This window comes from Neptuniibacter sp. QD72_48, assembly GCF_047778065.1.
Lineage (GTDB): Bacteria > Pseudomonadota > Gammaproteobacteria > Pseudomonadales > Balneatricaceae > Neptuniibacter.
In genome coordinates this window covers 920,328-945,261 of the sequence record NZ_CP180547.1, presented here as the reverse complement: position 1 = coordinate 945,261, position 24,934 = coordinate 920,328, and the positions used below count along the sequence as shown (strand labels likewise).

Annotated in this window: 18 protein-coding genes; 12 read left to right on the top strand and 6 right to left on the bottom strand. The window is 43.7% G+C overall.

The genetic code is table 11. The annotated features are described in order from the left end of the window. Nucleotides 1–29: 29 nt before the first annotated feature. Both ACMXYX_RS04070 and ACMXYX_RS04065 read right to left on the bottom strand, forming a co-directional pair. Nucleotides 30–1,490, bottom strand: coding sequence for a hypothetical protein (locus ACMXYX_RS04070; protein ID WP_415883732.1), 1,461 nt, complete (start codon nucleotides 1,488–1,490; stop codon nucleotides 30–32). An 18-nt stretch (nucleotides 1,491–1,508) separates the two neighbouring features. Continuing rightward, nucleotides 1,509–2,717, bottom strand: coding sequence for a L,D-transpeptidase family protein (locus ACMXYX_RS04065; protein WP_415906527.1), 1,209 nt, complete (start codon nucleotides 2,715–2,717; stop codon nucleotides 1,509–1,511). A gap of 407 nt (nucleotides 2,718–3,124) precedes the next feature. Between ACMXYX_RS04065 and ACMXYX_RS04060 the strand changes: the two genes are divergently transcribed. The 9 genes from ACMXYX_RS04060 (at nucleotide 3,125) to ACMXYX_RS04020 (ending at nucleotide 14,997) form a co-directional block, all read left to right on the top strand. Then, nucleotides 3,125–4,168 carry a Leu/Phe/Val dehydrogenase gene (locus ACMXYX_RS04060; RefSeq protein WP_415884639.1) on the top strand — a complete coding sequence of 348 codons (1,044 nt, stop codon included), beginning with the start codon at nucleotides 3,125–3,127 and terminating at the stop codon, nucleotides 4,166–4,168. A 29-nt stretch (nucleotides 4,169–4,197) separates the two neighbouring features. Then, complete coding sequence (gene pdhA / locus ACMXYX_RS04055; protein WP_415906526.1) at nucleotides 4,198–5,280, top strand: pyruvate dehydrogenase (acetyl-transferring) E1 component subunit alpha; 1,083 nt, start codon at nucleotides 4,198–4,200, stop codon at nucleotides 5,278–5,280. Then, on the top strand, nucleotides 5,277–6,260 hold the full coding sequence (locus ACMXYX_RS04050; protein WP_415883729.1) for an alpha-ketoacid dehydrogenase subunit beta: 984 nt from the start codon (nucleotides 5,277–5,279) through the stop codon (nucleotides 6,258–6,260). Before pdhA ends, ACMXYX_RS04050 begins: the two co-directional genes overlap by 4 nt. Continuing rightward, the gene (locus ACMXYX_RS04045) at nucleotides 6,257–7,381 is read left to right on the top strand and encodes a dihydrolipoamide acetyltransferase family protein (protein WP_415906525.1); all 1,125 of its coding nucleotides are present in this window, start codon (nucleotides 6,257–6,259) and stop codon (nucleotides 7,379–7,381) included. The genes ACMXYX_RS04050 and ACMXYX_RS04045 overlap by 4 nt, the downstream gene beginning before the upstream one ends. A 170-nt stretch (nucleotides 7,382–7,551) precedes the next feature. Beyond that, nucleotides 7,552–9,474, top strand: a complete 1,923-nt coding sequence (locus tag ACMXYX_RS04040) for a PrkA family serine protein kinase (RefSeq protein ID WP_415906524.1) — start codon at nucleotides 7,552–7,554, stop codon at nucleotides 9,472–9,474. Between the two features lie 102 nt (nucleotides 9,475–9,576). Continuing rightward, on the top strand, nucleotides 9,577–10,866 hold the full coding sequence (locus ACMXYX_RS04035) for a YeaH/YhbH family protein (protein WP_415906523.1): 1,290 nt from the start codon (nucleotides 9,577–9,579) through the stop codon (nucleotides 10,864–10,866). Continuing rightward, nucleotides 10,863–12,389: a SpoVR family protein gene (locus ACMXYX_RS04030; RefSeq protein WP_415883725.1), complete on the top strand. Its 1,527-nt coding sequence runs from the start codon at nucleotides 10,863–10,865 to the stop codon at nucleotides 12,387–12,389. The genes ACMXYX_RS04035 and ACMXYX_RS04030 overlap by 4 nt, the downstream gene beginning before the upstream one ends. Before the next feature lie 100 nt (nucleotides 12,390–12,489). Then, a complete protein-coding gene (locus ACMXYX_RS04025) occupies nucleotides 12,490–12,858 on the top strand; it encodes a histidine triad nucleotide-binding protein (protein ID WP_415883724.1) in 369 nt (122 codons plus the stop codon). A gap of 159 nt (nucleotides 12,859–13,017) precedes the next feature. Further along, nucleotides 13,018–14,997, top strand: coding sequence for an AAA family ATPase (locus ACMXYX_RS04020; RefSeq protein ID WP_415906522.1), 1,980 nt, complete (start codon nucleotides 13,018–13,020; stop codon nucleotides 14,995–14,997). Nucleotides 14,998–15,015: 18 nt separating this feature from the next. Here the strand turns inward: ACMXYX_RS04020 and ACMXYX_RS04015 are convergent, their stop codons facing one another. Both ACMXYX_RS04015 and ACMXYX_RS04010 read right to left on the bottom strand, forming a co-directional pair. Next, entirely contained in the window at nucleotides 15,016–15,441 is a 426-nt protein-coding gene (locus ACMXYX_RS04015) for a PilZ domain-containing protein (RefSeq protein ID WP_415883722.1), read from the bottom strand. A 97-nt stretch (nucleotides 15,442–15,538) separates the two neighbouring features. After that, on the bottom strand, nucleotides 15,539–16,573 hold the full coding sequence (locus ACMXYX_RS04010; protein WP_415906521.1) for a DUF2333 family protein: 1,035 nt from the start codon (nucleotides 16,571–16,573) through the stop codon (nucleotides 15,539–15,541). 335 nt (nucleotides 16,574–16,908) lie between these two features. Here ACMXYX_RS04010 and ACMXYX_RS04005 point away from each other — a divergent pair, with 335 nt between their 5' ends. Next, nucleotides 16,909–19,566: a putative bifunctional diguanylate cyclase/phosphodiesterase gene (locus tag ACMXYX_RS04005; RefSeq protein ID WP_415906520.1), complete on the top strand. Its 2,658-nt coding sequence runs from the start codon at nucleotides 16,909–16,911 to the stop codon at nucleotides 19,564–19,566. 37 nt (nucleotides 19,567–19,603) lie between these two features. On the opposite strand, the gene ACMXYX_RS04000 is transcribed toward ACMXYX_RS04005, so the two are convergent. Next, nucleotides 19,604–21,082, bottom strand: coding sequence for a response regulator (locus tag ACMXYX_RS04000; RefSeq protein ID WP_415906519.1), 1,479 nt, complete (start codon nucleotides 21,080–21,082; stop codon nucleotides 19,604–19,606). 299 nt (nucleotides 21,083–21,381) lie between these two features. Between ACMXYX_RS04000 and ACMXYX_RS03995 the strand changes: the two genes are divergently transcribed. Beyond that, entirely contained in the window at nucleotides 21,382–22,317 is a 936-nt protein-coding gene (locus ACMXYX_RS03995; RefSeq protein WP_415883718.1) for a bifunctional enoyl-CoA hydratase/phosphate acetyltransferase, read from the top strand. 5 nt (nucleotides 22,318–22,322) lie between these two features. Further along, entirely contained in the window at nucleotides 22,323–23,504 is a 1,182-nt protein-coding gene (locus ACMXYX_RS03990; protein ID WP_415906518.1) for an acetate/propionate family kinase, read from the top strand. A gap of 74 nt (nucleotides 23,505–23,578) precedes the next feature. Here ACMXYX_RS03990 and ACMXYX_RS03985 read toward each other — a convergent pair whose 3' ends face one another. Beyond that, a complete protein-coding gene (locus tag ACMXYX_RS03985; protein ID WP_415894983.1) occupies nucleotides 23,579–24,811 on the bottom strand; it encodes a DEAD/DEAH box helicase in 1,233 nt (410 codons plus the stop codon). Nucleotides 24,812–24,934 lie beyond the last annotated feature (123 nt).

Here is a 24,934-nt window from a genome sequence, read left to right as displayed (position 1 = left end):
GGGGCTTTTTTATCACTTATTTCGACTTCTTAGCGGGTCGGCCGCTTTAAAACAACCGTGCCATTTGCAGCTTCAGAAGCAATCTTCCAACCATCAGATGTTAGAGTCAGCTCTAAACGCTTATTTGTTTCATCTGCATAGCCTGGCTTCTCGAATCGCTGATAAAATTCAATTCTATACCAGTGCGAATTAAGACGAGTGTATTTCGGAGCTTGGATCTCTAACTTTATCCATTTAGGTGAGAGCAAGCGATCTTTACGAAAAGCACGCCACTCTTCGAGGGACATTTTAACGCCATATAGGGTGGTATTCTGTAGATAACTGTTGATGTAGTCATCCCAGTTCTGCTTCTCCCACGCTGTATGCCAAGTAGTGAAAACTTCGCGTACAGCTTTTTCATTGTTTTCTTTAGGGCCAGGTTTAACTACGAATTCAGAAGCCGATTCAGCTGGTCGCTGACTCTCAATTGTAGAAGAGGTCTGGAGCTGCGCTAATGTGTTTGACGGCTCAGAAGCAGCTAACTCTCTCGATCCAGCTTTAGCTACTTTAATTGGCTCATTAATCTTAACAGCTTCTCGCTCTTTAAACCCTGCAACTGTGTTAACTGAGTTTTGCGACGTTTTATCACGCTTCTGTTTTGCTTTTTCCACTGTAGCGGTCAAAGACGCCACCAACTCTGGATTGAGTTTCTTAGGAACCTCAATAGGTTCCGATGGCTTAACAACAGACTCCACCTTTATCGGTGTTTTTTCTTCAACAGCAACGTCAAGCATTACTTCGGTTACCGCCAGTTTAATCTGCTTGTCAGCTTTTAGGTTTGAATCAACTACTGTTTGTTCGTTTTGAGCAAGTTGCCTCACCTTTGCTTCACCAACTTTCTGGGATGAATCATCTGAGTTAGCCACAACTAATTCATGAGCTTTAACACTCTTTTGGCTACCAAACCAATACCATCCGCCAGTGCTTAAACAAACAACTACAAGAGCACCAACAGCAATTAAGGGTTTATTACTACCCACAGATACTGAGTCTGAATTAACATCCTCTTGATAATAGCCATCTAACTTGCTAGCGAGTAATGAAGAAGACTTCAACGCAGAAATCAGTTCCGGAGTACTTAGCAATATGATCGTTACAGCAGGACCTGTTTCATCACAGATAGAAGGAAGACCTAACAAATAAGTAAGAGCGTCAGTACAAACATCATCACTATTAACAATAATCTGCAGACGGCGCCCTTGCTGTAACCAACGTTTTAGTTCCTGCTGAACAAACGACGCTCCAGATTCCACTTGGAGAAATTCAGCCAAATTGTTCTGTACAACATCTAAAGCTAAAGAGCCTTTAATCTCAAATGTATCAGGTTGGGTTTGTTTCACTTGATCAGTTAGGTATTCCATCCACTGGACGGACCCCTCAATGCGAATAACCTGATGATCAGATAAATTACTCAGCAATAGTTCAGAAGAACTTAAACTTGAATCGCTCAACCCTATCTCCCTGATATTTTAAGGTCTGCCTTTTGATGGTTTACCTTCATAAGCGATACGCCAGCGATCTTGATCAAAGGTCCAGTACTGACGCTTAACTGAGCTGCCGGAAAGATTATTACTTTTGTAATCTTGCTGGAATGTAGCCACAACCAGATTTGGATTATCTGGATATCGGTAAATACTTAAATTTTGTAGATTTACATCTACAAACTTTTTAGAACCATTTACACGTTTCTTGTAGCTAGAATACTGTGAATATTGACGTTTGCCATCGTCATAGTTTTGAGAATAGTTCTCTATATAACGCTGATGATCAAGACTTTCCCAATCAGACGCCCAACGCTCAACTAAGTTAGTGAAACGCTTTTTCTGCTCTAACCAATCTGCCTTTTGAATCCAACGAACGTTATGACCAACTAGAACGGGTGTATTGTGATAGTTAATCAAGTTATCCAATTCAATAAAATCAGGGTTGGTTAGAGATATACAGCCTTCACTAGCTTTGGGTGGACGGCTATAAGTTTCCACAGGTGAACCATGTAGCCAAATACCATAGCCTGTACGCCCTAACCTCTCATCCCAAACGTTAGGATAATTAATCGGAAGTGCGCCTGAACCATATCGAGATGGTAAATTTTCATCTTCTAATCGGCTGGTAGTAAAATAAACGCCCAGCGGCGTTTTTAGATCACCCTCAACCTCTTTGCCTGTGCCGCCACGACCATACGAAGCGTAATAATCTTTAACAAGCACAGGGATACCATTCTGATTTTCAAATAGGAAAAGGCGCGATAAGCGAGTATCAACAATAATGACATGCTTTTGATCAGGAGATAGAGTCAACATGTCTGCAGGCAACATATCTGCAGATGGCTTTTCCATTTCCATCAGTAATCTAACTTTAGCTTCAGAAATAAGTCCTTCGATTTTTTGCTGATGGTCACCTCGTTTATGACTGAGGGGAGCACCTTGTGCCTGAGCAGCAAGAATATCAGCATAAACTAACTGAGCTAGACGAAAATCTGGTCGGCGTTCAGTAAGCTCCTGTAGATCTGATAGAGCCGAGTCCAGTTCCTGACTCTTAAGATTATTCAAGCCACTTAAAAGTAACTCTTCATTCCCTTCCGAAATGCCATAGGGAGCAGTTTCTTCAGCATATAAGCTGCTCTGAGGAATGCCCAGTGCGCTCAACATCACTACAGTACAAACGAAACTTTTTTTCATCTATCCAGAAAGCCCCAACCTATTTTTTATTAACCAATGATTATAACTATATTCATCCTGAATGGGACTCTATCGTCCTTTAAAAACCGATTTTTCCACTACTAAATTTAAAACTTTTTGAGTTTTTTTGGTTTCGCAGTAATTTTCTTGCCATACCACCCGTAAATTCAGCGAAAAGACGCACTTCTAGCCATTTCGCACCTGCAAAATGCTTGAGAGACTGTAATTTATTTTGAATTTTTCAATCTGAAATTTGCCTAAAACTGTGCTATTCCAAAAGTGTAGAGATCCAAAAGACACGCTACCGCATACAAAGTTCAGTTAACTGGTAAAAGTGCGACCCACAAATCACCGATTAACTGCACACAATTGATGTTTTCCTGTAGATACAGACGGAGGACCCCGTGATGTTTGAACAGATGGAAAGCAATGGCACACAACGCCTACATTTCTGCCACGACCCTGAAACGGGCCTCAAGGCTATCATTGCCATTCACTCGACTTTGCGTGGCCCCGCGATCGGCGGCTGCAGGTTTATTCACTACAACGATGACGATTCTGCCATAACTGATGCGCTTAGATTGGCTCGAGGTATGAGTTACAAAGCAGCACTTGCTGGACTTCCGCACGGTGGAGCCAAAGCTGTCATCATTAAGCCAAAATCAGACTTCAACCGCGCAGAACTTATGCAGCGCTTTGGTCAATTTGTTGATGGTTTAGGTGGTGAATACATAACAGCAATGGACAGCGGTACTCAGATTAGCGACATGGATCAGATTCAAAAGAGCACCGCCTTTGTAACCTGCACTCAAACCACTGGCGATCCCTCCCCCTATACCGCACTCGGCGTGTTTGAAGGGATTAAAGCTTCCGTCAGATTCAAGTTAAATCGAACGTCACTGAAAGGTGTGCACGTCAGTATCCAAGGCCTAGGACATGTAGGTTACGAAGTTGCCCGCTTACTCCATCAAGCCGGAGCCAAGCTGACAGTTACCGATATTGATCAAGCTCGTGTGACTCAATGCGAGAAAAGCTTTAACGCTGCGAGTGTTGCACCTGATCAGATTTACGCTGTAGATGCTGATGTGTTTTGCCCTTGTGGACTTGGTGCGATTATAAACGACACGACTCTGCCACAACTTCGTGTGTCCATCATTGCTGGCTCAGCCAACAATCAACTAACAGAAGAGAAACACGGCGACCTGCTAGCCGCTCAAGATATCCTTTACGCACCTGATTATCTGATCAACGCGGGCGGTTTAATTTTTGTAGCACTGCAATATTCAAAACAGAACAGCCGAGAGATCCGCCAAAAAGTTATTCAGATAGGTGATTCGCTCACCCAACTTTATCAAAACGCGGCGCAAGCTAAGCAAGGTGTACATCGTCTAGCCAATCACCAGGCTGAACAAATCATCAGTGCATCTAACGACTTCAATTCCGCAGCTTAAGCTAATGATAGCGGTTAGGAGGATGAGTTATGAGTCACACACCACTGCAATATTTAGATAGTGAGGGGAATCCCACACAGCGCTTGCCACAATGGTGCCAATCACCTGATTGGTTTCTACGCTGCTATCACAACATGGTATTGGCTAGACAGTTTGACGCTAAAGCCATCGCGCTACAACGCACGGGTCAATTGGGCACTTACGCATCCCTACTAGGCTCAGAAGGAATCGATGTTCCCACGGCACTCTGCATGAGCGAAGAAGATGTTCTCGTGCCCTACTATCGAAACCATGCCTGCCAGATGATTAGAGGACTCGCCCTTGAAGATATTCTTTTATATTGGGGCGGTGATGAACGAGGCAATGCTTCACCCCATATGAAGAAGGACTTCCCTAACTCAGTCCCAATCGCCACTCAATCATTGCATGCCTGTGGTGTTGCAACAGCGCTAAAAGTACGTAATCAAAAGCACGCTGCTGTGACCTTAATTGGCGATGGCGGCACCTCTAAAGGGGATTTTATGGAATCCCTAAACATCGCTGGGGTATGGCAACTACCTGTAGTCTTTATCATCAACAACAACCAGTGGGCAATTTCGGTACCGCGTAAAATTCAATCCGCTGCCGCTCAGTTAGCTAACAAAGCACAAGCCGCTGGAATTCCCGGTATGCAAGTGGATGGTAACGATGTGATTGCTATGCATGAAGCGGTAACTAAAGCTTTACAGCGCGCTTATGACGGTAAAGGAGCCACCCTAATTGAAGCCATAAGCTACCGCTTAAGTGACCACACTACCGCTGATGATGCGACCCGTTACAGGGATAACGAAGAACTGAAGCAAGCTTGGGAGAAAGAACCAGTAAAACGCTTGCGTAACTTCATGGTTACTCAAGGCTTTTGGGACGAATCGAAAGAACAAGCTCTTCAACAAGAGATCACGCAACTCGTCCAACAAGCAGCAGAAAAGTATTTAGCAATTGATCCTCAAGCTCCCGAGTCCATGTTCGATTACATGTATGCCGAGCTACCCGAGCATCTCATCGAACAGAGGGACTGGGCGACAATCAAGGCGATGCCAAATGCTAGCCATGCTGAGGAGGATGCATCATGAAACATTCAGTATGTCTTCTTGAAGCGGTCAATCTAGCTTTGGCCTCAGAGATGCGAAGGGACGAGGAGATCGTTCTATTGGGAGAAGATATTGGCGTTAATGGCGGTGTTTTTCGCGCTACCGCGAATCTAAGAGATGAGTTTGGCCTTAAGCGCGTAATGGACACGCCATTAGCAGAGTCTATGATCGCAGGGCTGAGTATAGGTATGGCCAGCCAAGGTTTGAAACCAGTGGCTGAGATCCAGTTTATGGGCTTTATCTTCCCCGCATTAGAGCAGATCATCTGTCATGCCGCACGCATGCGAAATAGAACCCGCGGCCGTCTCACCTGCCCTATGGTGATTAGAGCTCCTTTTGGTGGAGGCATTCATGCCCCTGAACATCACTCGGAAAGTACTGAAGCCCTTTTGGCTCACATTCCTGGCCTTAAGGTCGTCATTCCCTCCTCTCCAGCACGTGCGTACGGGCTTCTTTTAGCAGCCATTCGAGATCCAGACCCTGTGCTCTTTTTAGAACCCAAGCGGATCTATCGCAGCCAGCAACAAGAGATTTTAGATAACGGCGAAGCATTGCCTTTAGGCAGCTGTTTTACGCTACGTGAGGGCTCAGATATTACGTTAATTAGCTGGGGTGCAATGATCACAGAAACATTAGCAGCAGCAGAGCATTTCCAAAATAAAGGTGTGCACTGTGAAGTGATCGATGTAGCCAGTATCAGCCCTTTAGATATGACTACAATTCTAGCCTCCGTGAAAAAGACGGGGCGCGTTGTGATTGTACATGAGGCCCCTAGAAATGCGGGTATAGGTGCAGAAATAGCTGCAACCATCGCAGAGAGAGCACTCTTAGATCTACAAGCGCCTATTGCTCGGGTAACGGGTTATGACACTGTTATGCCCTATTTCCGTCTTGAAAATCACTACCTACCTAACACTCAAGACATCATCGACAGTATCAATGAGACATTGGAGTTCGCATGAAATATTTCAAACTACCAGATCTCGGCGAAGGACTTCCTGAAGCAGAAATTGTGGAATGGAATATCAAAGAAGGTGATTCTGTAGAAACAGACCAAGTACTCCTGTCTGTAGAAACAGCCAAAGCGATTATTCAAGTACCCTCTCCGCAAGCAGGTGTGATAGCGCATCTATTTGGGCAGCCAGGTGATGTTATCCACACTGGAGAGCCCCTATTGGAATTTGAAGGTCAAGAAGACAGTGACAGTGGTACTGTTGTCGGTGAAATTCCACAAGCAAACACAGACTCCACTACTCAAGATTCCTTCTTTATTGGTGCCGCTCCAAGCAGCCAAATCAGTGCAACAACACAGAAAGCGACACCAGCAGTAAGAGCCTTAGCCAAACGCTTAAATATCGATTTAAACCAAGTAAAAGGTAGCGGACAACAAGGCAACATCACGCCAAAAGACGTTGAACAAGCCGCTCGACTGGATCAAACCCATGGCAAAGCTGAGCCTTTACGTGGGGTTCGTAAGCATATGGCGCAGGTCATGAGCAAAGCGCATAGTGAAGTCGTGCCTGTCACTATTCATGAAGATGCAGATATTAATAGCTGGCCTAAAGGCACAGATATCACACAACGGTTAATCCATGCCATAGCAGAAGCCTGCACAACAGAACCAGCAATTAATTCGTGGTTTGATAGCAATACCCTCAGTCGGCGAATACATTCCAAAATTGATCTTGGTATCGCGGTTGATACAGAACAGGGATTATTTGTTCCAGTATTACGTGACATTAGTAACCGCTCACCTTCCCATCTACGAGAAGGATTAAATCTTCTCCGTACAGATGTCAAAAACAGAACGATCCCTGCTTCTGAACTACAAGGAGCCACAATCACGTTGAGTAATTTCGGCACTATTGCCGGACGTTACGCAAATCCAATTGTGGTTCCCCCACAAGTGGCAATTATTGGTGCAGGCGTTATTCGCAAACAAGTTGTAGCCGTAGGTGAGGAAATAAAAATTCATCGTATTCTTCCTATTTCACTTACCTTTGATCACCGCGCACTCACTGGCGGCGAAGCGGCTCGATTTCTAGCTACGTTTATCCAAAACCTTGAACTACAAGAAATATAAGTCCTTATAAATCATAAGATTATTAAACGATGAAACCTTAAGGAAAGTTTTAGAGTCAAATGTTCAGAGTTCAAAAATGTGAACTACACTAACTACAGGTAAGCAAGCAAAACAGCCTGACATAATTATTCAAAAATCCAAATAAGCTTGGCTGAATAAAGGTGATTTGTATGAGTATCTTTGACCACTATAAAGCCCGCTATGATTCTGTTCAGCAGGAAGAATACAGTTTGGACGAATATCTCCAACTGTGTAAACAGGACCCTATGATCTACGCTGATGCGGCTGAACGTATGCTGCAAGCGATCGGTGAACCTGAAATGGTTGATACCGCTGCTGATCCAAGACTAAGTCGTATTTTTTCGAACAAACTGATCCGCCGTTACCCTGCATTTAGCGAGTTTTATGGTATGGAAGATGCGATCGAAAATATTGTCTCCTACTTTAAACATGCGGCTCAAGGTCTAGAAGAACGTAAACAGATCCTTTACTTACTTGGTCCAGTGGGTGGCGGTAAATCGTCCTTGGCCGAACGCCTTAAGCATTTAATGGAGCACATTCCATTCTATGCCATTAAAGATTCACCTGTTTTTGAGTCACCTTTAGGTCTATTCAAACCGGAAGAAGATGGTGTCATTCTTCAAGAAGAATACGGTATTCCTTCACGCTACTTGAAAGGCATCATGTCACCTTGGGCGGCCAAGCGTTTACACGAATATGGTGGGGATATTTCTAAATTCCGTGTAGTAAAACTCTACCCTTCTATTTTGGATCAGATTGCCATTGCCAAAACCGAACCAGGTGATGAAAACAACCAAGATATTTCTAGCCTTGTGGGTAAAGTTGATATTCGTAAATTGGAAGATTTCCCACAACACGACCCTGATGCTTATAGTTTCTCTGGTGCATTATGTCGTGCCAATCAGGGTATGATGGAATTTGTGGAGATGTTCAAAGCCCCAATTAAAGTGCTCCATCCTCTATTAACCGCTACCCAAGAAGGTAACTACAACAGTACCGAAGGCATGGGGGCTATTCCTTACGATGGTATTCTCCTCGCCCACTCTAATGAATCAGAGTGGACAACCTTTAAGAACAACAAAACTAATGAAGCCTTTATCGATCGTATTTATATCGTAAAAGTACCTTATTGCTGCCGTGTAACTGAAGAGATCCATATCTACGAAAAACTTTTAGAAAACAGTTCGTTAAACCATGCACCCTGTGCACCAGATACATTAAACATGTTGGCTCAATTCTCGGTCCTATCGCGTATGAAGGAACCTGAAAATTCTAGCCTGTATTCAAAAATGCGTGTTTATGACGGCGAGAATCTAAAAGACACGGACCCCAAAGCGAAATCTATGCAGGAATATAAGGACTCTGCAGGTGTTGATGAAGCAATGGATGGTTTATCAACCCGTTTCGCTTTCAAGATTCTATCCAAAGTATTTAACTTTGACCCTTCAGAGGTTGCAGCTAACCCAGTCCATCTCCTTTATGTACTCGAAAAAGAGATTGAACAGCAGCAATTCCCTGCCGAAATCCAAGATCGCTATTTAGGCTATCTAAAAGAGTTTATCGCACCTAAATATATCGAGTTCTTGGGCAAAGAGATTCAAACCGCTTACTTAGAGTCTTACTCAGAGTACGGACAAAATATATTTGATCGCTATGTCACATACGCTGATTTCTGGATACAGGATCAGGAATATCGCGACCCAGAAACAGGTGACATATTAGATCGTCAGGCGATTAACGAGGAACTCGAAAAAATCGAAAAACCTGCCGGTATCAGTAATCCAAAAGATTTCCGACACGAAATTGTTAATTTTGTACTGCGTGCCCGTGCCAATAACAACGGTAAAAACCCATCTTGGATGGGTTACGAGAAAATGCGTACCGTTATTGAGAAGAAAATGTTCTCCAATACGGAAGACTTGTTACCTGTTATTTCCTTTAATGCGAAAGCCTCTACAGATGAACAAACCAAGCATGGTGAGTTTGTTAAACGGATGATAAAACGAGGCTATACCGAGAAGCAGGTGCGATTACTGTCCGAATGGTATATCCGCGTTAGAAAGTCACAGTAGTTAATCGGCAATAACAGTTGGTGAAGGCATTCATTCGGGCAAAGGCCTGCCCGAATGAGATGAAGAGCCTAAGTGCAGGCCATCTACGGGGATAGAAGTATTATGAGTTACATCATAGATCGCCGCCTGAACTCCAAGAACAAGAGCACGGTTAACCGTCAGCGCTTTCTTCGTCGCTATAAAAAACATATTAAAGATGCAGTAGAAGATGCGGTGAACAACCGCTCCATCAAAGAGATCGAACAAGGTGGCAGCGTTACCATTCCTCGCAGGGACATCTCCGAACCCATTTTTCATCATGGTGAAGGCGGCGTTCGTAATAAAGTTTTCCCTGGCAACAAAGAGTTTGTTGTAGGGGATCAGTTCCAACGCCCGCAAGGTGGCGGCGGTGGCGGCGGCAGCGGTGAAGGCCAAGCCAGCAATCAAGGTGAAGGGGAAGATGATTTCACCTTCCAGATCGATCAGGAAGAGTTTCTAGACTTTATGTTTGATGGTTTGGAACTCCCCTATCTAGTCAAAAAACAGCTAAAAAGCGCAACCCAATTTGAAACCCGCCGAGCTGGATTTACCAATGCTGGTAGCCCCGACAAGATTCATATTGTGCGTTCGTTAAAAGCAGCCCACGCACGTCGCATTGCCTTAACCGGCAAAGACAGACGCAAAATCCGTGAACTCAAAGCGGAAATTTTGAGCTTAGAGCAACGTTTACCCGATGATGATGCAGAGAAACAGATTTCAGCATTAAATTCCAAAATTGAAGAGATTAAACAGCGTTTAAAGCGTGTACCTTTCCTTGATGACTTTGACATTAAATACAACAATTTAATCAAAGTTCCCGTGCCTTCAAGCAAGGCCGTGATGTTCTGCGTTATGGACGTATCAGGCTCTATGACTCAAAGCATTAAAGACATGGCGAAACGCTTTTTTATCTTGCTGTACCTCTTCCTGAAACGGAATTATAAACAGATCGAAGTTGTCTTTGTTCGCCACCATACCCACGCCAAAGAAGTCGATGAACAAGAGTTCTTCTACTCCCGCGAAACCGGCGGCACGATCGTATCCAGCGCTTTAGACCTGACTTCAGATATTCTAGAAGAACGTTATTCCCCAGCAGACTGGAACATCTATGTAGCTCAGGCATCCGATGGCGATAACTGGGATGGAGATTCCAGTAAATGCTACCAGCTCCTTGATGAAAAGATCCTCAAGCAAGTTCAGTATTTCGCCTATGTAGAGATCACTACAGGACCCCACCAAAACTTGTGGCATGAATACGAACGCCTACAAGCAAAGTGGGAAGAATGCTTTGCCATGCAACAGATAAAAACCCCAGCAGATATTTTCCCAGTATTTCGTAGTCTATTTGAGAAAAAGGTTGAGGGGGCAGCATGAAAAAACGCAGTCCAATATCCACCGGAGCTGAGTGGAGCTTTGAACTTATTGCCGAATATGACCGAGAAATCGCTCGCATTGCCAAAGACTTCGGCTTAGACACATACCCCAATCAGATCGAGGTCATTACCTCCGAACAGATGATGGATGCCTACGCCTCCATCGGCATGCCTTTAAACTATAACCATTGGTCCTTTGGTAAACAGTTTGTTGATACCCAACAAAACTATAAGCGCGGCAGAATGGGCCTTGCTTATGAGATTGTAATCAATTCCGACCCCTGTATCGCTTATCTAATGGAAGAAAACACCATGACAATGCAGGCCCTTGTTATTGCTCATGCCTGTTATGGTCACAACTCTTTCTTTAAAGGTAATTACCTGTTTAAAACTTGGACCGATGCCTCAGCGATTATTGATTACCTTCTCTTTGCTAAAAGCTATATCAGCCGATGCGAAGAAAGATACGGTGTAGATACAGTTGAGGAGCTACTGGATTCGTGCCATGCACTCATGAGCTATGGCGTAAATCGATATGTTCGCCCACAACCGCTGACAGCAGATGAAGAAAAAGAGCGCCAGCAAGCGCGGGAAGAATATATCCAGCGTCACTTAAACGACTTGTGGAACACGATTCCAAAAAAAGAGGAAGGAGCAACACCAGTTATTCAGCACTTCCCTAAAGAACCTGAAGAAAACATACTCTATTTTATAGAGAAAAACGCCCCACTTCTTGAACCATGGCAACGAGAGATTGTTCGTATCGTTCGAAAAGTGGCGCAATATTTCTATCCACAGAAACAGACCCAAGTAATGAACGAAGGCTGGGCTTGCTTCTGGCACTACACGCTTCTGCATCAAATGCATGAAGAGGGCTTAGTAACCGATGGATTTATGATGGAGTTTCTTCACTCACATACCAGTGTTGTCTACCAACCGCCATTCGATAGTCCTTACTTCAACGGCATTAATCCCTACACATTGGGATACAACATGATGCAGGACATCAAACGTATCTGTGAAGAACCAACCGACGAAGACCGCGAATGGTTCCCTGATATCGCAGGTTCCGATTGGAAAAAGACATTAGACTACGCCATGCGTAACTATAAGGATGAGAGCTTTATTCTCCAGTACCTCTCGCCAAAACTCATCCGTGAGCTAAAACTTTTCACCATTATGGATAACTCTGAAAAAGCCAATTTGGAAGTCACATCAATCCATGATGAAGCGGGCTATCGTCAAGTACGTGAAGATCTTTCTTCTCAATATAACTTAGGGAACAGAGAACCTAATATTCAGGTCTACGACGTAGATGTCCGAGGAGATCGAAGCCTAACCTTGAGACACTTTATGTATAATAAACAACCGCTCGGCCAATCCACCGAAGAAGTCCTACGCCATATTCATCGCTTGTGGGGTTTTGATGTCCATCTTGAATCAGTACTTCCTGATAATACAGTGACTAAAAGTTACCATTGCCCAGAAATCCTTGCGGAAGGGAAAACAGAATCGCTACTCTAAACCGAGCGACAACTTTGTTTACTAACGGTTATTCAGTATTTAATCCATTGATAACACTGGATATACTGCATTCAAGTATTTATCACAGTGAGGAAAACTGATGGATTGCCTGTTTTGTAAAATCATAAATAAAGAGATTCCGGCCGAAATCATTTACGAAGATGAACACGTGATTGCCTTCAATGATATTAGCCCTCAGGCACCAACACACGCACTCATTATTCCGCGCAAACATATAGCAACGCTTAATGATATTAGTGCTGAAGATACAGAAGTCGTTGGTCATATGGTCAAAACTGCTGGCACTATTGCTAAGCAGTTAGGAATCGATGAATCAGGCTACCGAACTGTATTTAATTGCAACTCTGATGGGGGCCAAACGGTTTATCATATCCACCTTCACCTTTTGGGTGGCAAACCCATGGGCTGGCCACCATACCAAGAGAAAATGAAAGAAGCGCTTACCTAAGCCCGCTAAGTTGAGATTCAGCTAAAGTGTGGATAATCGCTACGCTTTAGCTATAACTAAACGATATAGCTATCAAAATCCGTAATTGGAAGCGGTATCCTAAGGGAATATAATTACGGCTCTTAAATACTGTTTTATAAAGAGAATAAGCTTCTATCTATGCTACCTGACAACCAGCGCAATGTTGATCATATCAACGGATCAAACGAAACGGATTCGTCATTTACTGGGCCATATAGGCATGCCGGATATAAGCGCGCCCTTAGTTCTTTAAGGGAAGCCCTAAACTTCGAAAATGCAGTAATACTCAAAGGCGTTGAAGGCACAGGTAAAAGCACCCTTATTAATGAATTCATCAGTGAATACCATCATAAAGGGGTTCCTGTTGCTATTTTCAACGAGCCTTTAACAAAAACATCGCAGCTTTATTCTAAGCTAGCCGATACGCTAGAAGTCCCAAAGCAAAAGAAAGAGCTAATACGAGCCCTCAGAAACACTAAAGATGCAGGTCAATTCTGCTTGGTTATTATTGACCAGCAAGCTATTAATTCTGATGACAGCATCGTTAATGCTTTACAGCAATTATGTAAAACTTCAGAAACAACCGCTGGTGCAATCAAATTGGTGGTGATTCGCCAAGATTACATGGTTTTGCACCCAGAAGCAGAAAGTTTTCAACAAGCAGATTTCAGTAACTGGATCAATATAGAAGTCACTTTAGATCCTCTACATATAGACGACATCGAAGGCTACATATATTACCTGTCGGCGATTAAAGGGCTTCCTCCGACCCCTTATGAAATTGGGACCGACTTTATGATGATAGATCAGACAGAAGGTAGAATTGGCCGTTTAAAAGCCCTACTACTTCCTCTGATTCATAAAGACGTTATTACTCGTAAAGACTTCCAAAGCTCGGAAGGACATAATCAACCCTTAACATCCGCAAATTCAGGAGTTTTTGCTTTAGGTCTCGCTATCATTCTAGCCATTGGCATTGGTATCAATCAGTTTTTCCTATCAGATGAGAGTGATGAAACTGCAGAAGTCGTAGAGAACAGCCCTCCTATTTTTGCCGAACCAAAAACAAAAGCTTCGACAGAAAAGACTGAAAATGTAGCGCCGCCAAGCATTACTACCGAAGAAACAGTTCAAACCCCTGAATCATCTTCTGACAACAGTCCTGAACTAGCTAATACTTTACCGACACTTAGCCCTGAATTAGAAAACGACAGCCCTAAATCAGCTCCCCCTCAACAAATAAAAGCGACTACACTCGACATTTCTGAAGTTAAACCGCCCGTATCCAATAAGAAAGATTCTCGCCCAGTCGAGGATCTTGCGTCGCTGCCACCAGCAGAGTTTCAAGCTGAAGTTAACTCCAAGCTAACATTATTGGAAGAACAACTCTCTGCAGCAATTGAAGAAAACAATCGATTAAAGCAAGCACTTGAAAATGCTGAACAAAAGCAGTCTGAAACAGTTGAGCTCGCAGTTGCAATAGAAGCGCCTCAAACGCCTGATGTTGAAGATACCAATTCAATTGAAATTGCAGCGTCTCATACATCCGAAACGACTGATGCAGTCACAAATCAGTCATCAGAAACACCTGACGTGACTACAATAAGCCCTGAAGTTAATATTGAAGAAACGCAAACTGTCGAAGAACTTACTAAAACGGAAGAGATCGTAGTTACAGCCCTTGCCACAGATTCTGAAATAAGCTCAGAAATAGCACCCGCTCTTGTTGAAACTGCTCTTACTACAGAAAAAGCAGCCTCTCCCCAAGATCTAACGACTACCCTAATAGATCGCTGGACAAATGCATGGCAAGCCCAAGACCACGAAACTTATACAGCTAGCTATATATCAGAGTTTAATGGCGCTTATAAAACGCATCAACACTGGTTGAAGAAGCGTTACGATGCCTTAAATCGTCCAGAATGGATCAAATTAACACGTGAAGAACTACGGAATATCAAACAGCACGAGAATGAGATTCGAGTAGACTTCTGGCTCAAATACGAAGCAGCCAATGGCTACAAAGATAGGACCCTTAAGCGACTTACTCTTGTCTTTAAAGGCGGTGAATGGCTAATCGCTAAAGAACAAAACATTAAAGTGGAACCCTATTTCTAAATAGTACTAGATATTGGATCAGTGCACGTTCTGTGGAAACTCATGAGCGTGTTCTGAAATCCACTCGATTGCCGCCTCCTCAGAATTGAGCTCTCGCCCCTCCTCTTCAAGGATTTTCTGACGATACTCTTCGATGTAACATATCTGCTCGACCATACGAACTGCATAAGCTGTTGCAAGATCAGAAAAGCCTATTCCGACCAAAAAGCCACTGCCTTTACTTTTACACCAAACAACATGACCAATGGTTTTAAAAGGCGGTGTCTCTAGTGAGATCTCAACTTCTACCGCATCACCTGGAGTCATCAAACTTTCCGTTTCACAGGACAAACCGCCTGCACTTACATCTTGCGTGGTGACTTCAGTAACGTTTTCGTTTTTTGATTGCTGATTACACAGCTTAATAGGGATCGCTGCAGGATGACGAATAAAACGACGAGGCATAACGTTTCTCCTCTACCACTACTATTTAGTGTAGACCCAGAAACAAATAAGGGGCACTAAGCCCCTTAAAGATAAACAAAAATTACTTAATCAACCCTTAACCTTTCGCTAATAGCTCTCGCAAATCGATAATTGCAGCATTAGCACGGGAAATATAGTTCGCCATCACCAAAGAGTGATTAGCGAACAAACCAAAACCGCCACCATTAAGGATCATTGGGCTCCACACGGTCTCCTGAGTTGCTTCCAACTCACGAATAATCTGACGAAGGCTCACACGCGCATTTTTCTTGTCTAGCACAGGCCCAAAATCTTGCTCAACCGCTTTCAAGATATGTAATAGTGCCCAAGCAGAACCTCGTGCTTCATAGAATACATCATCGATTTCCAACCAAGGTGTTTTCACTTCTTTATCAGAAGCTGTTTGCGTAGATTGTTCTGCAGCAGGATCACCCGCTAAATCTGTATTCACACGCTTCTGGCCAACACTTGCACTTAAACGCTGCGACAAACTTCCTAAACGTGTTTGAACATCACCAAGCCAGTTATTCAAATTATCCGCACGCGCATAGAATTGTGCTTCAGATTCAGCAACTTGAGTTAGCTCCGTCTGGTATTTGTGAAGTGCTTCTAGACCTTCCTTGTACTGAGACTCGGAAGAAGGTAATAACCAACTGTTCGCATCAAAGTGGAATTGAGGCTCAGCAACTGTTAACTCTGGATGCTCAACTGATTGTGACTGCGAACGGCTAAAGTCTTTACGTAAGGCACGTGCAAGATCACGAGACTGCACTAATACGCCGTATTCCCAATTGCTGATGTTGTCTAACCAGATACCCGGAGGCGCCACATCATTAGTGATATAACCACCCGGTTTATGCAGCAGAGTATCCATCAATCGATGCAAGGTATAAACCGTTGGATAGCCCGTTGTTACCTTAACGCCTTGCTCCTCTGCATCCGCTTTGGCTTCAGCAACAGGATCAAACGCCGCAGGAGGGCAGCTCCAATAGACACCGAGAGGGACAGAGATAACTATAACTAGCGTAACAGCACTAAAAATAGCCCGGCTAATTTTGCCTCCTGGCATGTTGTCCCAAAAATCCAAAAACCAATCTATCAATAATCCCATGAGGTTCCTCAACTCTAACAATCCGTCTGGACGAAATAACTGTCCACCTATTATCTATTACCACAGCTTAACTGATCCTAAAGCCATTCGGAACGTTGCAATGGTCGAAGCAAAAAACTTCTTTCACCAACTCACTGAATAACAAGCTCAGAATTCACGTAGACTAAATTTGATAAATCACTCAAAAAAAATGATTCTTTTGTAATTCAAGTCAGTATTTTTGTTCTTCTTCCTTATTTTAAGAACTAACATAAGAAGATGATGATGTATCTTTGCTATAGTGACACGAAGTTGCTAACCCATACGATGGTAGCGCTATAGGGAGAACTTAAAATATGGCGGGACAAGAAGGGATCAAACCGTTAAAGCTCTTATTCACGCTACTATCGGTAATTCTTTTATCTGCTTTGACCGTTTTCAGCATTGCCCTATGGGACGATGTAAAAACGAGCCAGTACGATAAGCTTTATAAGCAAAACCAGACACTGATCAGCCAAAGCCGCTCTTTCTTTGATCATCAAACTCGCCTGATCGTCAAAACTGTCCAAGCTCGTTTTATTGATAAAAAATTACAAAAACGCTCGGTATCCAACGTATTCGAATATCTGCTATCAGCAACAGGCGAAGCTGCTGTTTTCTCTCTTATTGATATCAAAGGTAAGGTTTTACTTAGTAAAGGTGATATTAATCCACCGCAATTACCCAGCCAGAATACTGTTTTAGAAAACCTAAAAGTCAGTCAAACGGCTCAGATAGGCTACCTCCATAGAGCAGGTTTACTTGGAGAATCATTACTTCCCTTCTACGTTCCTATTCTTAATAAAGACAAGAAGATCATTGCCGTTGTGGTCGCTTTTTATCGTGTTCAAGGAAAATCATCCCTGATGCAAAACTTTATTAGTCCGGATAACAATACTATCTGGCTCCTAGGGGAATTTGGTCAAGTACGTATGTCCTACCCCGTTCCTAAAGGTTTTGTTTCAGACCTATTTGGTTGGCGTTTAGCCCAAGAAACAGCATCAGAAATCCAATACAACCTGCAATCAGGTAAAACTAAGCAAGGGCTAGAACTTGAAGTAAAAGGTGAACAAGTCCTCGCCAACGTAGGTTACTTACCAGAATATAAACTTATTACACTTAACTCCTACCCAGTGGCTAAGCTCTTTAGCTCATGGCTAGAAAGAATGCGTCCTATAGGCATTGTATTTGTTCTATTTCTTCTCGCAGCATTACTTGCCTACAGAGTTTCACTGCAAATCAGTAAACGCATGTCTGATGCAAAACAAACAGCAGAAGGCAACGTACAAAAACTATCCAAAGCAATTGAACAAAGCCCTGACAGTGTCGTTATTACAGACAACTTATGGAGCATAGAGTACGCCAACAGTCACTTTGACTTAGCAACCGCAAAGCCGAATGCCCATGACGAAGCCCGGGGACATAACATTATTGATTTCCCTCCTTATAATGTTCTTACTCGCGACCTAAAAAAAATTAGTGATGAGATATCATTGAAAGGCAGCTGGTTTGGCGAACGTAAAACGGACTTTGACGGTAAGTGGTATTCTTTCTCTATTAGTCACATAACTAATCCAGACGATGAACTTACCCATTATGTAGTCGTCGTTCAGGATATCAGTAGCCGCAAGCAAGCCGAAGCTAAGCTCTACAAACAGGCAAATTTTGACCCATTAACAGGCCTACCTAACCGCCGTAGAACTAACGAGAATCTAACTAGAGAGCTACAAAATGCTTGGAAAAGCAAACAACAAGTTGCTGTTCTCTATCTAGATATAGATAACTTTAAGACCGTAAACGATACTTTTGGTCACATGATTGGTGATCAATTATTACAATTGGTCGCTGGTAGACTCGTTAAATGCTGTAAAGGCAAAGCGCAGATTTGTCATATCAGCGGTGATGAATTTTTAGTGTACGCTACTTATGACAAGATCCCTGAAGTAGAAAGCCTCGCTGACAAAATACTACGAAACGTAGAAAAGCCAGTGCTAATTGAAGGGAAACAGATCTTCATATCAGTGAGCATCGGTATCTCGTGCTACCCAGAAGACAACAACGAAGTTGCAGGTCTGATTAAATTTGCAGATATTGCCCTATTCGAATCTAAGAAGGATGGCCGCAATCGTTACAGTTTCTTTGACCATGAACTCGATAGACGCTTAAAACGCCGACATACGATCGAAACAGAACTACGCCAAGCACTTGAGCGCGGTGAGATCTACATGGCTTACCAAAGCAAAAACAATATAGATACCGGTCATATTATGGGATTTGAAGCCCTAATGCGCTGGAACAGCTCTGTATTAGGTCCTGTGGGTCCATTTGAGTTTATTGAAATAGCCGAAGAGATTGGGGTTATAAACGAACTTGGTGAGTTCGCTCTGCGCCAAGCTTGCCTCGACCTGATCGAGCTACAGAAATTCAGCGACACCCCTCTGATCATGGCTGTTAACCTCTCAATCAGGCAGCTAAACGATGATAGCGTCATCGATATGGTTGATGGAGTGATCAAAGAAACGGGCATTGACCCTAGCAGACTTGAACTGGAGATCACTGAAAGTCTCTTAGCTGAGAATATTGAAAAGCTACTACCCCGTTTAGAAAAACTTTTAGAATTTGGAACATCACTCACCATTGATGACTTTGGTACGGGCTATAGCTCTCTAAGCTACCTAACAACCTTCCCAGTCTCAACCTTAAAAGTAGACCGTGCATTTGTGAAAGATATGGTACACAACCAAGGTGATGCCACGTTGACTCATACCATCATCACAATGGCACATGCACTAAAAATGAAAGTAGTTGCGGAAGGGATAGAGGATGAAGATCAGTTAGCCATGCTAAGAGACTTTGGCTGCGATATTGGGCAAGGCTATCTTTTTAGCCGACCATTGATACATAAAGAGATGGAAATTTTGGTAGAAACTGAGAATCTACCGAATACTCGTGCTTTAAATGATAGCCTTACCTAAAAAGGCAAGGCAATTCGTTTCCATTAAGGGAAATGGCTTAGATTAGCTGTGTCTCTCCTTCAGGGAAGTGCGCACGAATGTAATCCAATTTACCTGATTCAACCAGACCTACAAACACCTCTACAAGACGTTTATCAAGATGACTTCCAGCAATTCGTTGAAGCTCATCGGTTGCTTCTTTTTGAGTCCAAGCGTCCTTATAGCTGCGCTTAGATACCAATGCATCGAAGACATCGACAACAGCAACAATCCTAGCAGCGAGCGGAATTTCATCCCCTTTCAAACCTTTAGGATAGCCACTGCCATCCACTTTCTCATGGTGACCGAGTGCAATATCTCTCGCCATATTGAAGAACGCATTTTTGCCCAGGATCTTAGCCCCAATAGCAGAATGCTGTCGCATAACTTCCCATTCTTGGTTATCCAATGAGCCCGGTTTGTTAAGAATGGCATCAGGCGTGGTAATCTTACCTACATCATGCATCATGCTAGAAAAGCCAAGACGATTGACCACTTCTTCCGATAAACCAATCGCTTTACCCAACTCTTCTGAATACTCTTTCACTCTGTTAATGTGATTACCTGTATCGTTATCTTTAAAATCACAAACCATGGCTAGTTTCTGGATCGTTTCTAAATTGGCTTCATACAACTCTTGTGTACGCGCTCTGACACGTTCTTCCAAATAACTATTAGCCTCATCCAACTCTCGATTAAGTCGCTGCTGTTCCTTATAAAGGTGACGAGTTCGAAGATGAGAACCTACACGTGCACGCAGCTCTTCATGATTGAACGGCTTTGTTATGTAGTCACTAGCACCAGCCGTCAATAGATCACATAAAAGCTCTTCCTGGTCGAATTGAGTAACGACAATCACCGGCACTTGATCATACTGAGAGCAGGAACGGATCAAATGATTTAACTCAATACCATCCATCTCAGGCATCTCGACATCGGTCATCACGAGATCAACATCATCGTGTTGCTGAAGTGTCTCCCACGCCTCTTTACCATTTTGGCAAAGCACAGGTGAACAGCCTAATTGCTCAAGCATCTGACCATATAGCGCTAATAAAGCCACACTATCCTCAGCCACTAGCACTTTGAATCGCTGCCCCGCAATATGCTGACTAAACTGCATTGTTTCTTTACGCTCAATCACATTCTTCACTCTTTCAAGTAAGAAATGCTGAGTACAGTTTTTCATAATGAAATCAGTTACGCCCGCCTGAAAGCAGTTACGCTTTAACTCCATAGAGCGAAGTGAAGAGACAACAATAATTGGAACAAGTAAAAACTCAGGACGAGCTTTAATCTTAGATGCAAAGGCGACACATTCTGTATCCGGCAGCTCAGCTCCCAATAGAATGAGATCAGGAATATCAAAACTGAGAGCCTTATAACAGCTTTCACCAGTTTGATGTAGTTTTACGCGATAACCGGCATCTTCGAGTACTGCTTTGTAAAATGTACGAATTGTCGAGCTGCCATCAACCACAAAAATGGTTTGTTGCATCCTTAAATCTCCCAGAGGTTCCGTCCTGCCAGACTGAATAGTCTGAAACTACAAATATGCTCTTACTTATACCACCTTGTATTTTAAGACCCTACTAAACCTTAGGTTATTTTTAGCTTTTTTGTGACTTAACAACATGAATTTTTTAACGCTGAATCACGCCAATGTACGACCTTTGTGTATAAACCTGACATGAATCACTGGCAAAAATGCTGCAGCGCGTCATAATCAGGTCATATACAATTATTACCTTCAGTTCTATCAAATAACGGGTAATACAATTTATTTTCGAGGTTTTGATGGTTATTCAAGAAAAACCACCGCTGCACGACCAGCTAGAATTTTTTATTGAACAAGCTGAAAAGGCTCGCCCTATCCGTACAGCTGTTGCCCATCCAGTTGATGGCAATAGTCTGATTGGCGCAGTGGAAGCAGCCGAGCACGACCTTATTATCCCAACACTGGTTGGGCCTGAAGCAAAGATTAAAGCCGTAGCTGAAGAACAGAATCTGGATATCAGTAATTTTGAGCTAATCAATACAGAACATAGCCACGCCGCTGCAGAGCTAGCTTGTGAACTGATCAAGCGCGGCGAAGCCGAAGTATTGATGAAAGGTCATTTAGGTACATCGGAATTGCTACGCGCAGTGGTTCACAAAACAAAAGGGATCAGAACTGAGCGCCGCTTGAGTCACGTCTTTGTGTTTGATGTACCAAACTATCATAAGCCGCTAATCATCACCGATGCGGCAATCAACATCACACCAGATCTGTACTGTAAAAAAGATATCACCCAAAACGCGATCGATTTCTGCCGTGCACTAGGCGTTCAGACACCGAAAGTGGCTATTTTATCCGCGGTAGAAAAAGTTAAGCCTAATATTCAAAGTACCATCGATGCTGCTGCGCTTTGCAAAATGGCAGATCGCTCACAGATAACAGGTGGTCTATTAGATGGTCCTCTTGCCTTTGATAATGCGATCTCGCAACAAGCCGCTATCGACAAGCACATTGTTTCCGACGTATCCGGTGATGCCGATATTCTGTTAGCCCCTGATTTAGAATCAGCAAATATGATTGCTAAGCAGCTAATTTATTTAGCCAACGCTAAATCGGCAGGCATCGCATTGGGTGCCAAAGTACCGATCATTCTAACAAGCCGTGCAGATAAAACGCTTGCTCGTCTAGCCTCCTGTGCGTTGGCATCTCATATGGTTCATCACAAAGAAAAGTAGGTCGTATGGAAACGATTTTAACGGTTAATGGCGGCTCCTCTAGCTTAAAATGCGCATTGTTTAAGTACACAGGCGCTAAGCTAGAGCTGCTATATAACTTTAAGCTGGGCAATATCCTTAATGATACCGCTCGCTTTAAAGTGAAAGGTGCGTCCGGTGAAGTTCTACTTAAGAGCACGCCAAGCTTTAGCGACGTGCCTAAAGAGCAACGCCACCAAGCCTGCTTAAAAACTATACTCGACTGGCTAAATGCTGAAGTCAGTGACAACACTCTATGCGCCTTCGGCCATCGCGTTGTTCATGGGGGTAGTCACTTTAGCGCGCCTATCCTGATTAATGATCAGGTATTAGATAAGCTGGCGAGCTTTATTCCACTAGCGCCACTGCATCAGCCTTATAACCTAAGACTGATCGAGGCCTGCAGAAACATAGCTCCAGACCTACCTCAAGTAGCCTGTTTTGACACAATGTTTCATGCCGAGCAATCCTCGTTGGAGCAACACTATGCCCTGCCTCGTAAATACACTGAGGAAGGTGTTCATCGCTACGGTTTCCACGGGCTTTCATACGAATACATTCAGCGCCAACTTGTTGAGCAGAAAAGCGGCCATCTAAAAACCGTAGTCTGTCACTTAGGCGCTGGCGCAAGTATGTGCGCCATCGGCGAGGGTAAATCTGTTGCTTCGTCCATGGGCTTTACTGCGGCAGATGGTCTGCCAATGGGTAGCCGTTGTGGCAATATCGACCCGGGTGTTTTGCTTTACCTACAGCGCCATCACAACCTTTCAGCTGATGATCTGGAAGCGTTGATCTACAAGCAAAGTGGCTGGCTAGGTGTGTCGGGCATCAGCTCTGACATGTTGGAGCTTGAGCAAAGCGACCAACCCGAAGCTGAAGAAGCAATCGATATGTTCTGCTACCGTGCAGCACTAGAGATTGGCCGTTTATCTGCAGCACTCGAAGGTCTAGAGCAGATTGTCTTCACAGGTGGTGTCGGCGAAAACAGCGCCAATGTCAGGGAACGTATTCTTAAGCGCTGTGAATGGCTAGGTGTTAAATTTAACCCTCATGCTAATTCAACCAACGACAGCATTATCAATGGTGCCGATTCTAAAGTGACTGTGCGCGTCATCCCGACCAATGAGGAAGCGATGATCGCCATGCACACTAAGGATTTAATGGCTTAATAGTCATTACACAAACATTAAAAAAGGGTACTTACTAAAAGTACCCTTTCTTATGTCTATTTTATCCGCCGAGCTTACTTCTTCGGCTTTTTCGGTGCTTTCTTCTTGCCACTAACCGGCTTTTTCTTCTTTTTCGTGCCTGCTGCTTTACCCGAGGCTTTCACTTTTTTCGGGCCTTTGTAGCTACCTACCAAGCTTTCGATCAATTTACGTCTAAAGCGAGTCTTCAGGTAACGCTCAATCGAAGACATTAGGTTCCACTCGTGCGGATCGATCAAAGAGATCGCCTGACCTTCTTGACCAGCACGACCGGTACGGCCAACACGGTGAAGGTAGAGATCGCCCTTACGCGGCATCTCCATGTTGATCACTAACTCAACTCCTTCCACATCCAAACCACGGGATGCGAGGTCAGTAGTTACCAAAACCGTTGTTGTGCCCTTACGGAAGCCTTCAATCGTCGCAAAACGACCTTTTTGCTGAACATCACCATGCAATAGAGCCGCTTTGAATTTGTGGTAGCGTAAAAAGCCATCCAGACGGCGCGCTTCGGTTTTGCTATTACAAAACACAATCGCCTTGTCGTACGACTCGTTTTCTAGCAACCAGCACAGCTGTTTATCTTTATGAGACTGATCATCAGAGAGGACAATACTCTGCTTGATCCCCTCTTCTACCTCGCGCTTTTGACCAACACGGATCCACTCAGGATCGACCAATAGCTTCTGAGCTAACGTACGAACCTGCGTAGGCAAAGTCGCTGAGATCAACAATGTCTGACGTGCTTCTGGGCAAAGGGTTAGGATCTGATCCAAACGCTCTTTAAAACCGGTTTCTAGCATACGATCCGCTTCATCCAGAATCAGCAGATCTAGGCTATCCAACTCAATAGAACGGTTTTCCAAATGCGGTACTAAACGGCCCGGTGTCGCAATCACCAAATCAGCACGCGCCAAGCGCTTTTCCTGCTGTTTAAAATCTTCACCGCCCACCAGCGAAACAGCATCTAGCTCTAGGCCAGCAGCCAATTTATTAAACTGTTGTAACACCTGCTCAGCTAATTCACGCACAGGTACGAGTACGATGGCTTTCGGCTGACGAGTTGGCGATTTACCTGCCGACAATTCCTGCACTAATGGAATCAGATAAGCACCGGTTTTACCGCTACCCGTTGGTGAACTTACCAACAGATCCATCCCCTCCAACAACAAAGGCACCGCCTTTTGCTGAACCTCAGTCGGCTCACTGAAGCCAAGCGCTTTAAGGTTCTCTTCTAACTGTGGATGTAGTGCGATATCAGAAAACATAGTGATTCCATAAACAAAGAAAGCGATGAACATTCATCGCTTTCAAAGATAACGTATAAAGATCAGGCTCGCTGTTTTTACAGTGAACAAGCAGATATGGCTATGATACAGGATTTGAGAATG

Bases quoted from the DNA above. Each gene is read 5' to 3' on its own strand.
- ACMXYX_RS03990 (WP_415906518.1), top strand. From the start codon at position 22,323: ATGGAAACGATTTTAACGGTTAATGGCGGCTCCTCTAGCTTAAAATGC.
- ACMXYX_RS03985 (WP_415894983.1), bottom strand. From the start codon at position 24,811: ATGTTTTCTGATATCGCACTACATCCACAGTTAGAAGAGAACCTTAAA.
- ACMXYX_RS04045 (WP_415906525.1), top strand. From the start codon at position 6,257: ATGAAATATTTCAAACTACCAGATCTCGGCGAAGGACTTCCTGAAGCA.
- ACMXYX_RS04035 (WP_415906523.1), top strand. From the start codon at position 9,577: ATGAGTTACATCATAGATCGCCGCCTGAACTCCAAGAACAAGAGCACG.
- ACMXYX_RS04050 (WP_415883729.1), top strand. From the start codon at position 5,277: ATGAAACATTCAGTATGTCTTCTTGAAGCGGTCAATCTAGCTTTGGCC.
- ACMXYX_RS04000 (WP_415906519.1), bottom strand. From the start codon at position 21,082: ATGCAACAAACCATTTTTGTGGTTGATGGCAGCTCGACAATTCGTACA.
- ACMXYX_RS04060 (WP_415884639.1), top strand. From the start codon at position 3,125: ATGTTTGAACAGATGGAAAGCAATGGCACACAACGCCTACATTTCTGC.
- ACMXYX_RS04020 (WP_415906522.1), top strand. From the start codon at position 13,018: ATGCTACCTGACAACCAGCGCAATGTTGATCATATCAACGGATCAAAC.
- ACMXYX_RS04010 (WP_415906521.1), bottom strand. From the start codon at position 16,573: ATGGGATTATTGATAGATTGGTTTTTGGATTTTTGGGACAACATGCCA.
- ACMXYX_RS04025 (WP_415883724.1), top strand. From the start codon at position 12,490: ATGGATTGCCTGTTTTGTAAAATCATAAATAAAGAGATTCCGGCCGAA.
- pdhA (WP_415906526.1), top strand. From the start codon at position 4,198: ATGAGTCACACACCACTGCAATATTTAGATAGTGAGGGGAATCCCACA.
- ACMXYX_RS04005 (WP_415906520.1), top strand. From the start codon at position 16,909: ATGGCGGGACAAGAAGGGATCAAACCGTTAAAGCTCTTATTCACGCTA.
- ACMXYX_RS04015 (WP_415883722.1), bottom strand. From the start codon at position 15,441: ATGCCTCGTCGTTTTATTCGTCATCCTGCAGCGATCCCTATTAAGCTG.
- ACMXYX_RS04065 (WP_415906527.1), bottom strand. From the start codon at position 2,717: ATGAAAAAAAGTTTCGTTTGTACTGTAGTGATGTTGAGCGCACTGGGC.
- ACMXYX_RS04030 (WP_415883725.1), top strand. From the start codon at position 10,863: ATGAAAAAACGCAGTCCAATATCCACCGGAGCTGAGTGGAGCTTTGAA.
- ACMXYX_RS04040 (WP_415906524.1), top strand. From the start codon at position 7,552: ATGAGTATCTTTGACCACTATAAAGCCCGCTATGATTCTGTTCAGCAG.
- ACMXYX_RS03995 (WP_415883718.1), top strand. From the start codon at position 21,382: ATGGTTATTCAAGAAAAACCACCGCTGCACGACCAGCTAGAATTTTTT.